We start from the raw sequence: 15,423 nt of genomic DNA on the forward strand, positions 1-15,423 counted from the left end.
ATTTTTCCTTCACTCTTTAACCCAGCTTTTTTACTTTCAAAAGCCACTCGAGCAACTTTTTTAAAAATATTATTTTGCTGTTATCAGAGAAGGAAACGATATTCTCTTGCTTGCCTCTAGGAAGACTGTTGAGATTTGTCTCAATGCCGCTGAAAAACTTCAAAAATATGAAATTATACTAACAGTTATAAGCGTACCAACAACTTGACCTTTGAATGATATATCTGTACTAAAGCTATGCCAATCCCATCGATCTGTTATTGTCCTTGTGTTGAACAATCATAAATGGAGAGCTCGGAGATGTAATAGCTAGATTGCTTATGGAGTGTAACATTGCATGCCAATTTGTAATGAAAGCGAATTAGACATTTTAGCAAACTACGGAATCAGCAGAGATGATATAACGAAAACTGTGTTCGCAATACAGTAATATATTAAAGAATATTAAACTGCTTCCTAATATGCTCGCCAGTTCAAAAATATCATAATACATTGATAATATATTGATTTATAAAGATAATATAGCGTCATTCATGTTGAATGAAGATCCCGAATAACGTAAGATTTTCTCATTTCAAATCTGTGTATGTTGAATCAATCAAAATCATTTGCTTGCACATCACAAGCGGGATGAGTGTGTGGATAAATTTGTATAAGAAAGGACTAAAAATGGCTCTTATGAACCGTTTTAATGCAAGAGCTGCTGCTGCTGCAACATTTGGGACGAGCAAAGTGTGTGATGGTACCGGCTTGCTCCTTCATAAGCGTAAAGATGGAGGTGCTCAATGGATTTATCATTATACCATTCACAGGTGCCGTCATGAAATGGGCTTGGGTACCTTAAGAAAGGTTTCTTAAAAAAAACGTGAAGTGAAAATGTAAAAAATAAAGCAGATAAGTACATTAAATCATGCAATCTTGCTCTCAGTAAACGAGCTTTTTAAAGATAGTACAGTGCACTTCTTACATTGCTTAAAAACGTACTACATAAAAAACAATACTATAGCCATATAATATATTATTCAATAAACTCTACATAAATACTATATAAATTATAAAAGTAATATTTATTTTGATCCAAAATTTATTACAATTATAGATTATAAATAATACATATTAACATTTTTAATAAAATTAATTATATTCATAAAGAATTTAATTATTATATTGAAATATAAATGATATTTATATTTTTATGACAATATAGAAAATAATTCACCAATGTATTATATTTTAAATGTTTTTATAAATAGGAGGAAAAATTGTTAACAGCAATATTTATATCCATTTTTTCTATATCAACAATTGTTGTACTTTAATAGCAGCGCTTGTTCCTTTTTATCCATAGAATAAGTTTTTAACAAAGTGAATAAAAAATATATACAAAGTTATTTGTGTTTTTTCTATATTGATTATTATTAAGCTTTTTTCTTTATTATTGTAGTGATTGGGTATTTCCTGTCATTTTATAGATGAGATGTTTTACCTTTTCTATTTAATGCTTATGGTCAACATATCTGTAAAATACACAATTATGCTCATCTATAAAAAGACTTTCTTTCTCTAAAAGCAGTATGTTATACTGCTTTTAGAGCTTAAAAATATCTGTATTCACTAAACTCTTGCGTGTAATATCTTTGATTGTCTGAGTACCGGTCAGTGTCATAGCTACCCGCATTTCGTTGGCAAAAAGATCAAGGAGATGCATAACACCTTTCTTACCAGCTGCTGCAAGCGCATAAACAAAAGCACGGCCAATCATAACAGCATCTGCACCTTGTGCTATCATGCGTACAACATCAAGACCAGAACGAACACCAGAATCTGCTAAAATAGTCAAATGATCCTTTACAGCATCTGCAATTTCAGGCAACGCTCGTGCTGTTGATAATACACCATCAAGCTGACGTCCACCGTGATTGGAAACAACAATACCATCAGCACCAAATCGTACGGCTTCTCGCGCATCTTCTGGATCAAGAATACCTTTCAGAATCATTTTTCCTTTCCAAAAATCGCGAATCCATTGTAGATCATGCCAACCAATTGATGGATCAAAATTTGCACCAAGCCAACCTACATAATCATCTAATGCAATCTTCTTTTTGAGATAAGTGGAAACATTTCCAAGATCATGAGGGTGCCCCATAACACCAACGTTCCAAGCCCAATATGGATGAGTTAAAGCTTGTAAAAAACGACGTAATCCAGCATAAGGACCAGACATTCCCGAATGCGCATCACGATAACGTGCACCAGGAACGGGCATATCAACTGTAAAAACCAACGTGCGTACACCAGCCAACCAAGCCCGCTCTAGTGCATCACGCATGAAACCGCGATCTTTGAGAACATAAAGTTGAAACCAAAATGTACCTCCAACCGCCTCTTGTACTTCCGCAATGGGACAAACTGAAACCGTGGATAGCGTAAAAGGGATCCCTTTTTCCGCTGCGGCGCGCGCTGCTTTCACCTCACCACGACGTGCATACATGCCCGTTAGCCCAACAGGTGCGAGCACAATCGGTAGATCAAGTGTCTGATCAAAAAGCTTGATTGAAAGATCAACTTCACCAACTTGCCTTAGAATCCTTTGACGCAGTGCAAGTGCTTGAAGATCTGTATAATTACGTCGCATCGTTTCTTCAGCATAAGCCCCACCATCAATATAGTGAAAAAGAAAGGGAGGAAGACGACGCTTTGCTGCCTTACGATAATCAAGTGTTGAAGAAATAATCATTGATGGCACCATTGTTCCTAAATAAAAAGAGAAGACATCCTAAAACGCATAAAAGCGAATCCGTGTATCTATCTATTCGATATTCTCCCCAAACGCTCTATCGAATAGATAGAAGCAACAGAGATTGCAATTTTCTAAAAAAACTAATTGATAAAAACAACGTCTTTATTTCTCTTATCCAAATTTAAAATCTCACAGTATGAAGTATCATTAATAACGTGTCTACTCATATATTTTTCATGTGCAATTGAAATGTTATACTCCCTTTAAACCAATACCTCTTCGAAAGCGATTGCTCCGTAGCTTAATTAGTTATAATTTAAAGTCGTTTCTCCCTCCAAAATCCCTTACATTATCAGTTATTAAGAATATAGAGCATCATTAAGTATAAACCATAATCTCCTTCAAAAGATGAAAAAATCCTTTATTAATACTGGAAATAAAGCTGTCGCATACATCCAGAAATCTTCTTATATCAATATTCAAAACTGAGACCTGTTACTTATTCATGAAAGTTTATAAAAATATACAGTGCCTAATTCACATACAACATAAAAAAACTTTTAATGTTCATACTAATAGAAAATCTTCATATTTAATTGAATAATTTTCTAGCAATATTATATCTTGAGGCTATAAATGAGTTACTAAAATTAGAACAATGTTTATTATGTTACTAAAATTTAGTGAAAAACTTATTTATTAACTCTTTAAAGATATTTTTTATACAAAATAAAATATACTGGTCATTAAACTCTAGAAAAATGGAGTCAAGTGCAGTATCCAATCTCGCATATTTAATTTGAAAAGTGAATACGCTACTGTTATATTGAATTTTATTAACCTATTGATTTATTATAATAATATATATGTATGACATATTGAATATAGTCAGATTCTTTCATTTTAGATTTTGTCATGATGAAATAATCAAAACTATTCTTTTGCACATCATAAGTAGAGTTCGTATAGATACAACCTCTTGAAAAAAGAAGCAAAAATGCCTCTCATATCTTCTCAAATGCAAGGGATGAGATAACCTTGGAAATTAAAAATAGAATGCATAATGCCGGTTTTGCGAAGCACAAAATTTTCTTTTATCTAAAATACGCTTTCTGCATACATGTTATCAAAATTCGTAGTTCCCAATTCATTTAAAATGCTTGGATAACTTTAAACCCTGTGCTTGATAATGTGATCCAACATCATATCCATAAAGGGTTGATGGTCGATTAAGCATATGTTCATAGACCAAACGGCCAATAATTTGACCATGCTCTAAGATAAAGGGAACTTCATGGCTACGTACTTCTAAAACTGCCCTTGCCCCTTTACCACCTGCCTCCTTATGCCCAAACCCTGGATCAAAAAAACCTGCATAATGCACCCTAAACTCACCAACTAAGGGATCAAAAGGAGGCATTTCTGCAGCATAAAGTGGAGGCACATGAACAGACTCTCGTGAAACTAAAATGTAAAACTCATCAGGATCAAGAACGAGCTCTCTTTGACCTCGATCAAAAAGAGGTTCCCAAAAATCTAAAATGTGAGCAACAGCACGTTTATCAATATCAATAACACTTGTATGATGTTTACCGCGATAACCTATAAGCCCGTTTTCATCTCCTTTTAAATTAATGGAAAGTCCAATACCATCAGCACTAATATTAGGAAGATCATCCGATATCAGCGTTTCTTGCCTATGCAAAGCATGCAGCTCAATTTCATTTAAATAGCTGTGCCCTTTTCTAAACCGAAGCTGTGATAAATGCGAGCCTGTACGTACTAAAATTGGAAATGTTCGTGGACTAACTTCCAAATAAAGTGGACCGTGATAACCAGCACAAATTTTATCAAACTCCTGCGCATTATCCGTAATGACGCGTGTAAAAATATCTAATCGCCCCGTAGAACTTTTGGGATTGGCAACAGCAGATAAAAATTCTGGTAAAGCTAAACTTTCCAAAAGAGGAACAATATAAACACACCCCGTTTCCAAAACCGCTCCGTCTCGTAAATCAAACTCATGCAACTTTAACCGTTCAAGCTTATCCAAAACTTTTGCATCAGAACCCGGCATAAAAGAAGCACGTATACGATAAGCTTTCTCCCCTAAACGAAGATCAAGGCTTGCTGGTTGTATTTGAGATCTATCAAATGGATAGCAAGCCTTGAGAAAATTATTATCAATCAAAGCCTGTATATCACTATCTGCTAAAATACCGCTTATACGCGTCATATATATCGCCTTCCCTTTTACATTGTTTCTTTTTTGACCTAGATGATAAATTGGTGCAAGTTATTTTAAGGTGATAAAAACGATTTTTTTCTGTTTTACCCAACTGAAAAACATTTTGCTTCTCTTTAAAAATAAACAGGAGGTATTGTAAAAATAATATCTCTCATCCTCTCTTATTCTTGAATGTAGCGCAAATGATGTTATCATAATTTTTTATAGAACCCTTAAGATTCCTGTTAGAATTTATTATGATTATACGCCATCTTAGCGAAAATATTATTAATCAAATCGCCGCTGGTGAAGTTATTGAACGACCAGCAAATGTTGTCAAAGAACTTGTTGAAAACGCTATTGATGCTGGTGCAACGCGCATTGAAATTATTACGGCAAATGGTGGAAAAAATTTTATCAAAGTCAGTGATAATGGTTGTGGGATTCCTGCCGATCAATTAACTTTAGCGGTTTCTCGCCATTGCACCTCAAAGATTACCGATGACGTACACAATATCTGCTTCCTTGGGTTTAGAGGAGAAGCCCTCCCCTCTATTGGTTCTGTTGCTAAACTTAAACTCATTTCACGAACAAAAGATGCTGAGAGCGCTGCTGAAATTTCCGTTACTGCAGGAAAAATTGTAGGACCAAAACCAGCTGCTGCAAACCTTGGAACAATTGTTGAAGTTCGTGATCTTTTCTTTGTCACGCCGGCACGATTAAAATTTATGAAAACTGATCGGGCTGAAACAAATGCTATTAGCGATATGATTAAGCGAATTGCTATCGCATTTCCACATATCCGCTTTTCTCTTTCTGGATTAGACAGAACATCTATGGAACTATCTGCTACAGAAAATAATACTCAAGGACAATTACAACGCATTACACAAATTATGGGAAAAGAATTTGCCCCTAATAGCATCGCACTGAATGCTGAACGCGAAGCGGTGCGTTTAACGGGTTTTGCCTGTTTACCATCTTTCAACCGAAATAACAGTCTTCATCAATTTGCTTATGTTAATGGGCGTCCCGTGCGTGATAAGTTTCTATGGAGTGCACTCCGAGGTGCTTATGCTGATGTCATGACACGAGATCGTTATCCTGTCGCTATTCTTTTTATTGATCTCCCACCTGCTGAAGTAGATGTTAATGTTCACCCAGCTAAAGCTGATGTACGATTCCGTGATCCAGGATTAATTCGTGGTTTAATTGTTGGAGCTATTCGTGAAGCATTGCAGCAATCTGGTATTCGTCCGACTTCAACCCGTTCTGAAGCAATGCTTGCTGCATTTCAAACACAACAACCATTGGCACAACAACCATTAGGCAATTTTAAGAACACTCACCAGTTCTCTTCTTATAGCCCACAGCCTCATCATTTTACCAGCGCTTCAATGGTTCACAAACCATTGGATAGTACTCGCTCTTTTGATTTAAAAGAAGATGCCGCTCCTATTATGGAGGGCTTAAATACACCAAGTGGGGATGCATACATTCCAAGCACTACATCTTCATCAGAAGAGTTATCTTATCCATTAGGAGCGGCCAGAGCACAAATCCATAAAAACTATATTATCGCCCAAACACAAGATAGTTTGATCATTGTCGATCAGCATGCAGCTCACGAACGATTGGTTTATGAAGCACTCAAAAATGCACTTTATTCCAAACCGCTTCCTTCACAGTTATTACTTATTCCTGAAATTGTAGAACTCTCTGAAGAGGATGCAACATGTCTTTTAACGCATAAAGATGCTTTGCAAAAATTTGGATTAGGAATAGAACCATTTGGACCAGGAGCAATTGTTGTGCGTGAAACACCTTCCATGTTAGGAGAGATCAACGTCCAAGCCCTTATTAAAGATCTCGCAGATGAGGCCGCTGAGTATAATACAACAAATAATTTAAAAGCAATGCTTGATTATGTTGCAGCAACGATGGCCTGCCACGGCTCAATACGGTCAGGGCGCCTTTTACGCCCTGAAGAAATGAACACACTATTACGACAAATGGAGGCAACACCTAATACAAGTACATGTAATCATGGACGCCCTACTTATATTGAACTCAAATTGGCAGATATAGAACGGCTTTTTGGCAGAAAATAAACTCTTAATCATTTTTACAAGAAAAATATTTTAAAATTAACTCTCGACTTTATAATATATTTTATGGCACTTTTTTTGAATCTCTTGTATCAAGTAAAAAGGAGTTATAATGTTTTCCAATGGTGAACGCGAAGCAAAAATTCATTATTCTAATAACGGATATGACATTATAGAATATGGTACCTATACCATTTGCGCTGTTAGCGGGCAAAAAATCCCTATAGATGATTTAAAATATTGGAATCATCACCGCCAAGAAGCATATGCTAGTTGTGAAATCTCCTATCAGCGCGAACTTGAGTGCAACCCATATCTCAAGCAATTGTTAAAAACAAAAGAAAAATAACCCCCCGAAAGCTATAAATTTAGTCTTTGCCTTTTAGACAAGAAAATTCAAGGGAACGTTTTCTAAAGCGGGTCATGACCTCTTCAAGGACCATACGACAGAAGTCTTTTTGAACAAAATCGATATTCACATCAAAGACAATAAGATTTTTCAAATCTTTTTTTGTATGAATTGTCTGTATACGGGTATAATCTTTAGCTGTTGTTGCGAGCCATAAATTGTGCATTTCAGCCTTTTGTATAAGGCTCATTAAATTTTTATCGGTGAAAAAATAGTGGTCTGGATATATATAAGTTTGCACCACATAACCAGACAATTCTTTAATAGATTTAAAAAATTTATCTGGATTGCCAATACCGGCAAATGCCAAAAATGATTTTCCTGCAACTTCATCAGAGGCACTTGCTTTAAGATGAGCACGATATAAAGGCTTTCCAGTACGTGAAACAAGAAAAGCAACATTATCAGGCGCATCGGAGTGACCAATCAATAAAACACTATCCATAAAAGAAAACTGCGTTTTTAATGGTACGCGCAAAGGTCCTGCTGGAAAGACAGCTCCATTACCAAAACCGCGCATCGCATCAACAACAAGTAACGCATAATCCATATAAAGACGGCGACTTTGAAATCCATCATCCATTAAAATAAGATTACATCCCTCTTGCTTAAGCCGTTGTGCTGCTGCATAACGATTAGGTGATACTGCTACAATAGCATGCCGTGCAAGTAAAAGTGCCTCATCTCCAACATCGCGTGCATTGTCATATTTCTCATTTACAAGATGCACTCCTTTAACTGATCCACCATAACCACGAGATACAATACCAGGTACGAAACCAAGTTCTTTAGCCACTTTTGTAAAAGCAATAACAATCGGCGTTTTACCCGTACCGCCACATGTAAAATTGCCAATACACAAAACTGGAAGATCAATTACGGGAGGCTGTCTCGCCATAAAACGACATGAAAAATAACCATACCCCCATGAAATTGGAGCTAATACAAAACGCAAAAAGCTTTTATTTTTCCACCAAAAATGAGGTGCATTAATATGCATATCCACCCTGACGCTGACGTAAACCTGTTTGTATTACAAGGGGTTGTAAAAATGGATCTAAAATCTTTAATGTGCGCTCTAGTGCACCTGCCATCCCTGTTGCCACTTCATGAGCCTTATCAACCATTTCTTGTCGTAATGTTTCATTGGTTAAAAGCCTATATACCTGAATAGCAAGCTGTTTTGTATCTTGAACCATATATGCTGCATCACGCGTTAAAAACTGCTGAAACATCTCTTGAAAATTTGAAACATGGGGCCCTGTCAAAATAGCAGAGCCAAGCAAAGCCAATTCCAAGGGATTATGTCCACCGTTTCCACACAACGACTTACCAACAAAAGAAACTTGTGATAAGCGAAGAAAAAGTGCCATTTCTCCAATCGTATCTCCCCATAAAATGTCGGTATTCATATCTGGAACAGTATCTTTACTTCTACGAATAAAACGTAAACTCTTACTGTCACATTTTTTGATAAGATCTTCTAAACGTTCAGGATGACGAGGCACAATAATTGTCAACAAATTGGGCAAATAATTTTTAACAATCTTATGAACCTCAAAAGCAATCTCCTCTTCCCCTTCATGCGTTGAAATAGCTGCCCAAACTGGACGATTGCCGATAGCATTACGATAACGTGCAAGCAATGCTTGATCTTCCATCAGAAAAACATCAGCCTTGAGATTACCAGAAAACATAACAGATTTTACGCCAAGTGTATGGTAATAAGTTACATCTCTTTCGTTTTGACCAATCGCCAAATCAATATCCTTAAAAATATTTTTGGCAAGAATGCGCTGTTTTTGCCAAGCTTTAAAAGAACGTTCAGACATATGGGCATTAACCAAAATCTGCGGAATACGCATTTTGGCAAGTTCTTTAATACGGAGAGGCCAAATTTCGGATTCACAAATCAAAACGAGATCAGGCTTCCAATGACGAATAAAACGCCGCACTGCAAAATCTAAATCCAAAGGAGCATATTGATGAATCAACCGATGACCAAAATGTTTTTTCACAAGAGTGGAAGATGTCACTGTCCCCGTTGTCAATAAAACATTTATTTTTAAAGACAAAATATGATTAATAAGTGGAGCAAGCGCAAGTGTTTCTCCAACACTTGCCGCATGCAACCAAACTAACGAACCTTGAGGACGTACATGAGAACTTTTACCTAAACGTTCTTTTTTGCGATACCACTCTTCTTTTCCACGAAGAGCACGAAAAAACAAATAAAAAGGAATAACAGGACATAAGCAAAAACCAATTATTCGATAGGTTAAAAGAGCCGCATGTGCCTTTAATTCTATCATTTAAAATCACCTCATCCAGCTATTTTAAGATATCTATATGCTTATTTTGTTAAAAAATTCATCAACACTAGTGGTTGCTTCCGTATTTTTTTTAATATCATCCATATCTTAAATAAAAAACGCTTAACCTATGAGAAAATTCAATACATAAAGGACAAAAAATGCAATTTTATCACCATATTTTTTTTAAAACTTTCCTATAAAAATAACATATACACATTATTTAAATCTCTTTTAATGAAATTTTATCACTTCATTCTGCACCTTATAAAAATCTTACTCAAAAATAACAGAACTATTTTTCAATCAATTATAATTTTGAAAATATAAATGATAAATACCATACAACCTATGACATATTTTTTCAGCTCACTGAATAAATACTTCTTATAATTTTAGTGAGGCTTTGAATTGTACACGTTGGTATTTTAGAGAAAAAACTTATTTTTACATATGTTAGGTATTGTCAATTTTTCAAAAAATAATCCATATAGACATTACAACTTAATATAAATAAAATATGTTTAAAAGGAAGCTCAATCTCTATTATTTCATTTCAATAAAATGAATATGTCAAACAAATCTTTTAAAAAAACTTTTGAATGGTATAGCGTTCTCATTTTAAATTGTGATATCATCTCTTAAAGGTAATCCAGAAAAATCTAATCTTGTTTAATAGAGAATTTCTTAAAAGTCTTACAGCAATTTAAATAAGAGTTTTCAAAATTTTAAATCCTCTCTTTTCAGGAGGTTGCATGATATCTTATTCCTTTTAAGATTGTATATAATCAACACAAAACGATTAACTTATAGATTGTAGTTTTAAACGAGTACTCAAGAACCCCTTATGAGGTAAGTTAACTTTATAAATCTATTCAGTTTCTCTAAATTTCTAATTTTGGTAAGTTTCTAACGACTTTTATGGTTTCTAAGCTTACAGAAATAACTCGTTGAAAAAATTCCAATAGATAAGTAGGGAGTGCTAATAATCTCAATAGAGTAGTAATTAGTATCATTAATAATGCTACTCTTTTTGTTAATCTTAACGCATTAGTGTCTCATACCCTATTCAAGAGCAAAGTGACTATTCACAATATAATCATAAACTTCGAGTGATCGCTGTCATGATAATATTGCTGTTGTAAATAGGTTGATAGCACTATCTTGCATTTTTATTAAGCGTAAAGATGGTGGTGCAACAATGGATTTTACACCTTGCACGAACACTATTATGAAATGGGCTTGGGTGCTTTGGGAGATGTTTCTTAAAAAAACATATGAATTTTAAACAACAAGCATATTCTTTTTTACGGCATTCTATTTTACCCGAAGAACGTACCTATGAAAAGGACGACTAAACAAAAGCATGAAGCAATCTACAAGTTATAATGACCAAATATTCAAGCTTTATTCTGCATCGCCTAACTCAGCATCAAGAAACTGATGCAAATCTACAATGTAATAACGTTGTAATGCATTATCTACACTGCTTTGTGCTTTTGCCTGCCATGCTTCTTGAGCGGATTGATAATCTGAAAAAATACCAACCACATCTAAATCATCAGGATTCTTAAATTGATTACTGTTAAGATTTTTTAATTCCCCACCAAATACAAGATGTAAATATTGTTTTTTTTCTTTGGTTTCAGTCATATGTGCCTCCATATCATTTAGATTATTTTAGCGCGCTTTTACGTGATTAAACTAACTTTGTTTGACGAACAACATCTATCATATCTTGACAGCAATTATTTTTACCAGCAATTAAAAGTCCATACTGGTAAGGTTCAATTCCATAAGATAGTAAAGGGGCATCAAGCGATAAAAAACACCCTCCACACTCCTGCAAAATAAGATCAGCAGCGGCAATATCCCATTCATGACAATTTGGACGAACTAATACGATATCAATTTCATCTTGAGCAACAAGAACAATACGATAAGCAAGAGAAGGAAGATAATGGTAAAGGCTGACTTGATTGAGAAAATCATCTGGTAATTTTTGTGCGAGCGATTTATCAAGTGAAATTTTATATTTTCGATGAACATCAAAGGCTAAACGAGGAAGTTTTATCCCATTTAATGTTGCCCCTCCACCCGTTACAGCTGCATAAACATCCCCTTGAGCCGGACATTGTAGAACACCCACAATAGGACGCCCATTCTCAATAATGGCAACCGAAATACACCAATAAGGATTGCCAGAAAGAAAACCACGCGTTCCATCAATAGGATCAACAACAAAAGAGCGCTCATAATAATCTTGTTTTTCTCGATTATCTTTTGTTTCTTCTGAAATCCATCCATAATTTGGACGTGCTCCAAGAAGCTTCTCTTTCAAGAAATGATCAACAGCAAAATCTGCTTCACTGACCGGGGAATTACCTTCTTTAATCCAGACATCCAACGTGCATCCAAAATACCGCATTGCTAAATCTCCTGCCTCTCGACAAACCTCACGCAAAAGATTTAAATCAGAAGAATGATGCGTATTATTTTCCTGCAAGTGTCATCCCTTCAACTAACAATGTTGGAGCAGCGGTACTATAACGCCGATCAATATCATTGGCAGGTGTTAAATGCGCTAACATATGGAGCAAATTAGAACCTAGCGTTACTTCACTCACCGGATAAGCAATTTCACCATTTTCAATCCAAAAACCGGAAGCCCCACGACTATACTGACCAGTAATAAAATCAATGCCATGACCGAATAATTCGGTCACATAAAATCCATTTTGCAAATCTTTTATCATATCGCAAGGCGATACTAAACCCGGTTCAATAGCAAAATTTGTACTGGTCGGCTGCACCAATGATGCCGAACGCACACCGTGTCCATTTGTTTTAAGTCCCAATTCTCGTGCTGTAGATGATGAAAGAAGCCAATTTTTTAAAATACCATTTTCAATAATATTGAGTGTTTGCCCCTCTACCCCTTCTCCATCAAAAGGATGAGAAGCATTTCCACGTAATCGCAAAGGTTGATCGGTTACATTAACATTAGGCTTCATCACTTCCTTGCCTAGAAAATTCTGTAAAAGACTCGTTTTACGAGCCACAGAAGCTCCATTGACCATAGATGCGATATGCCCCGCAATTCCGCGTGCTGTACGCGGATTAAAAATAACATCAACGCCCCCAGTCGCCGCACGAACTGCACCCAAACGTCGAACAGCACCAAGCCCTGCATTCTTTCCCACTGTTTCTGCTGCCTCTAAATCAGAAAAATGTAAGGCTGTTGTATAATCATAATCTCGCTCCATCTGTGTTCCTTCTCCGGCAAGAGCACTACAAGAACGTGAAAAACAACTTGAGCGATAGGCTCCACAAAAACCATCGCTGGTCACAAGAATAAACCCACTACGGCCATAAGCTGTTGCAGCGCCACCAGAATTGCTTACACCTTTAACATCAAGAGCTGCTGCCTCCATTTTTAAAGCATCTTCTGTTAAAAAATGACTGCTGGGTACAAAATCATCAAATAGATCAAGATCTTTAGGATACTTAACCAAACACTCTTTATCTGCCAAACCTTCAAATAAACTATCGGGAGAAGCTTTAGCCATCGCAACAGCACGTTCCGCAAGTTCTTGCGGATAAGATCCTAAATTAGCAGAAACACTTGCTACTTTTTTTCCAACAAAAACCCTTAGAGTAAAATCATTGCTCTCTGCTGCTTCTGTCGATTCGACTTTCCCAAAACGAACTGATACACTGGTAGAATGAGCATGAACAATAACAGCATCAGCAGCATCTGCCCCAGAACGCTTTGCTGCTTCAACCAGCGAAACAGCTTTCTCAATCTGGTTTTTGTCAGTCATTATAGACTCCCTAAAATATTTTATTATTTACATTGATAAGCATTCTGACAAATTTATACAAATCAGAATATAACTCTTGTGTATTGATTCATAAGATTATGCACATTCATGCATTCTTTTTCTTTTAATGCATTAAATCATTTCCCTTTTAGCTTCTTTATGAAAAGACGTAATATGCCGTAAAATCTCTTTAGTTTCAAGATTTCTCATGGGCCCTTATCATTTTAGGAGCCAAATCTCCACTGACAATCAAATCAACAGAACAATTGGCAATTAACAAAAGTCTTAGCAATAACACTTGAATTTAAGCCAAAATCCTCAAAAATTCGAAAAGCATAAAATGATTTAAATCACAGGTCTTCCTTCCTCTGGGTAGTAAAAAACTTACCTCATCTCTTTCCTATAGCATTCTTTAATTTCCAAACAAGAATCAAGAAAATGCCTTATATTTGTATACACTTCTTTGCTTCTATAAACTCTCTCATAATGAGACAGCACTCTTGTAAATGAAACAAAACTTAAACAGAGTAAAAAATATTTTCTTCCATTATGGTTTCAACAAAATGAGCAGTCATAAACTTCTTTACCCTAATGGACGTAATATCATAAAGAACTCATTTTTTATATTTAAAAGTAATCAAGAAATTATCTTGTAATCTTTCAATAAAATTAACAGTTTGATTTATACTTATAATTTATTGTTTTGTAATTTGTATAAAAAAGCCTAATATCATAAAATTCTCTCTGTTTCGAACCTATTCATGTTGAATCAATCACAACTATTTGCGAGCAAATCATAAGTAAGGGGCATATGAATAAAACTATTTAAGAAGAAATCAAAATGCCTCTTATGAAGATTTTAAATGCAAAAAATATTGCAACATTAGAAACAGGCAAATATTATGACGATATGGACCTACATCATAAGAGAAGTAATGAACTTCTGAACCTTTCTCATTTTCAATGAAGAGAGCATCTTATAAGCTTTTATATATAAAAAAATTCAATGAATTTTATAAGATCTTTGGTGCAAAATTAATTTTCTCAGATGATTTGACTCGATTTCAACAGCTAACTAAAACCAAATCATAGCTCATCAATTTGCTATATACTCATAACTGATTTCATTCTAACAAGGCTAAGAGTTCTGCACCTTTTTTTAAGGTATTAACTTCTTTATAAATGCACCCCCTTACAAAATGCTTTTGTTTTCAGTAAGAGCACGTCTACTCATTTCAATCATTGCATCCCGAAGATGTAACTTAATTTTTGATCCAATAATCATTCCAAATAAAGGAGCAAGTAAACCAGACATGGTTACAGTATGACGAATTTTGTTATTTGAAGAACCCGATTTTGTTGAACAAATATATTCATGATTAAAACCCATACGTGTAAAAGGAAGTTTAGCATAATCAGAAAAACAAACATTTTTTATAACTTTATCAAGTGTAAAAGTTACTGTAGGTCCCTTTTTAGGTTTCATGCGTCCTATAGCGCCTTCTTTGAAAGGACCAGAAAGTTCTACCCACTCAAGTTCACTATCCCAGCAAGGCCATGATGCCACATCTTCCCATATAGCCCAAATTTGCTCAGCACTTGCTTCTGTACTAATCTCTTCACTATATATCCAATTAAACACGATAATCTCCCCTTTTTTACAAATTACTTATCTTTAGTGATAAAGAATAATATAAAAAAGTATCCTTAAAGCTGCACAACGATAAGATACTTAATACTCTCAGATTTACTTAATATGTAATGACTAACTCAACAAGCGATATTACTAAACTAAACACA

Annotated in this window: 11 protein-coding genes and 2 pseudogenes; 4 read left to right on the forward strand and 9 right to left on the reverse strand. The window is 35.1% G+C overall.

Annotation, left to right across the window (positions count from 1 at the left end):
* Positions 1 to 106 precede the first annotated feature (106 nt).
* Together ACFIKI_RS02340 and ACFIKI_RS02345 are read left to right on the forward strand one after the other, a co-directional pair.
* Positions 107 to 208 (forward strand): hypothetical protein, encoded by a 102-nt coding sequence (locus ACFIKI_RS02340; RefSeq protein ID WP_375665509.1) that lies wholly within the window; start codon positions 107 to 109, stop codon positions 206 to 208.
* A 461-nt stretch (positions 209 to 669) separates the two neighbouring features.
* Positions 670 to 855, forward strand: a pseudogene (locus ACFIKI_RS02345) (integrase); the annotation flags it as partial.
* Positions 856 to 1,588: 733 nt separating this feature from the next.
* Here ACFIKI_RS02345 and lldD read toward each other — a convergent pair.
* Positions 1,589 to 2,740, reverse strand: a complete 1,152-nt coding sequence (gene lldD, locus ACFIKI_RS02350; RefSeq protein ID WP_375665510.1) for an FMN-dependent L-lactate dehydrogenase LldD — start codon at positions 2,738 to 2,740, stop codon at positions 1,589 to 1,591.
* Positions 2,741 to 3,890: 1,150 nt separating this feature from the next.
* Positions 3,891 to 4,979, reverse strand: a complete 1,089-nt coding sequence (locus ACFIKI_RS02355) for a 2'-deoxycytidine 5'-triphosphate deaminase (RefSeq protein ID WP_375623777.1) — start codon at positions 4,977 to 4,979, stop codon at positions 3,891 to 3,893.
* A 248-nt stretch (positions 4,980 to 5,227) separates the two neighbouring features.
* On the opposite strand from ACFIKI_RS02355, the gene mutL reads away from it, so the two are divergent.
* Both mutL and ACFIKI_RS02365 read left to right on the forward strand, forming a co-directional pair.
* A complete protein-coding gene (gene mutL / locus ACFIKI_RS02360) occupies positions 5,228 to 7,081 on the forward strand; it encodes a DNA mismatch repair endonuclease MutL (RefSeq protein ID WP_375665512.1) in 1,854 nt (617 codons plus the stop codon).
* Between the two features lie 109 nt (positions 7,082 to 7,190).
* The gene (locus ACFIKI_RS02365) at positions 7,191 to 7,427 is read left to right on the forward strand and encodes a DUF2093 domain-containing protein (RefSeq protein WP_375665513.1); all 237 of its coding nucleotides are present in this window, start codon (positions 7,191 to 7,193) and stop codon (positions 7,425 to 7,427) included.
* 19 nt (positions 7,428 to 7,446) lie between these two features.
* On the opposite strand, the gene lpxK is transcribed toward ACFIKI_RS02365, so the two are convergent.
* The 7 genes and pseudogenes from lpxK to ACFIKI_RS02400 form a co-directional block, all read right to left on the reverse strand.
* Positions 7,447 to 8,487, reverse strand: a complete 1,041-nt coding sequence (lpxK, locus tag ACFIKI_RS02370; protein WP_375665515.1) for a tetraacyldisaccharide 4'-kinase — start codon at positions 8,485 to 8,487, stop codon at positions 7,447 to 7,449.
* Positions 8,477 to 9,799, reverse strand: a complete 1,323-nt coding sequence (waaA, locus tag ACFIKI_RS02375; RefSeq protein WP_375665517.1) for a lipid IV(A) 3-deoxy-D-manno-octulosonic acid transferase — start codon at positions 9,797 to 9,799, stop codon at positions 8,477 to 8,479. Before waaA ends, lpxK begins: the two co-directional genes overlap by 11 nt.
* Before the next feature lie 871 nt (positions 9,800 to 10,670).
* A pseudogene (locus ACFIKI_RS02380) lies at positions 10,671 to 10,946 on the reverse strand (hypothetical protein); the annotation flags it as partial.
* 260 nt (positions 10,947 to 11,206) lie between these two features.
* On the reverse strand, positions 11,207 to 11,452 hold the full coding sequence (locus tag ACFIKI_RS02385; RefSeq protein ID WP_375621070.1) for a DUF4170 domain-containing protein: 246 nt from the start codon (positions 11,450 to 11,452) through the stop codon (positions 11,207 to 11,209).
* A 46-nt stretch (positions 11,453 to 11,498) separates the two neighbouring features.
* Positions 11,499 to 12,305, reverse strand: coding sequence for a 3'(2'),5'-bisphosphate nucleotidase CysQ (locus tag ACFIKI_RS02390; RefSeq protein ID WP_375665518.1), 807 nt, complete (start codon positions 12,303 to 12,305; stop codon positions 11,499 to 11,501).
* Positions 12,292 to 13,623 (reverse strand): TldD/PmbA family protein, encoded by a 1,332-nt coding sequence (locus ACFIKI_RS02395; RefSeq protein ID WP_375665519.1) that lies wholly within the window; start codon positions 13,621 to 13,623, stop codon positions 12,292 to 12,294. The genes ACFIKI_RS02390 and ACFIKI_RS02395 overlap by 14 nt, the downstream gene beginning before the upstream one ends.
* A gap of 1,192 nt (positions 13,624 to 14,815) precedes the next feature.
* Positions 14,816 to 15,265 carry a hypothetical protein gene (locus ACFIKI_RS02400; RefSeq protein ID WP_375665520.1) on the reverse strand — a complete coding sequence of 150 codons (450 nt, stop codon included), beginning with the start codon at positions 15,263 to 15,265 and terminating at the stop codon, positions 14,816 to 14,818.
* Positions 15,266 to 15,423: the final 158 nt, after the last annotated feature.

Source organism: Bartonella sp. TT121SHDZB (genome assembly GCF_042193415.1).
Classification (GTDB): Bacteria; Pseudomonadota; Alphaproteobacteria; order Rhizobiales; family Rhizobiaceae; genus Bartonella.

What these genes read in the sequence shown, in the direction of transcription:
- lldD (WP_375665510.1), bottom strand. Translation starts at nt 2,740, where the DNA reads ATGATTATTTCTTCAACACTTGATTATCGTAAGGCAGCAAAGCGTCGT.
- ACFIKI_RS02355 (WP_375623777.1), bottom strand. Translation starts at nt 4,979, where the DNA reads ATGACGCGTATAAGCGGTATTTTAGCAGATAGTGATATACAGGCTTTG.
- mutL (WP_375665512.1), top strand. Translation starts at nt 5,228, where the DNA reads ATGATTATACGCCATCTTAGCGAAAATATTATTAATCAAATCGCCGCT.
- ACFIKI_RS02365 (WP_375665513.1), top strand. Translation starts at nt 7,191, where the DNA reads ATGTTTTCCAATGGTGAACGCGAAGCAAAAATTCATTATTCTAATAAC.
- lpxK (WP_375665515.1), bottom strand. Translation starts at nt 8,487, where the DNA reads ATGCATATTAATGCACCTCATTTTTGGTGGAAAAATAAAAGCTTTTTG.
- waaA (WP_375665517.1), bottom strand. Translation starts at nt 9,799, where the DNA reads ATGATAGAATTAAAGGCACATGCGGCTCTTTTAACCTATCGAATAATT.
- ACFIKI_RS02385 (WP_375621070.1), bottom strand. Translation starts at nt 11,452, where the DNA reads ATGACTGAAACCAAAGAAAAAAAACAATATTTACATCTTGTATTTGGT.
- ACFIKI_RS02395 (WP_375665519.1), bottom strand. Translation starts at nt 13,623, where the DNA reads ATGACTGACAAAAACCAGATTGAGAAAGCTGTTTCGCTGGTTGAAGCA.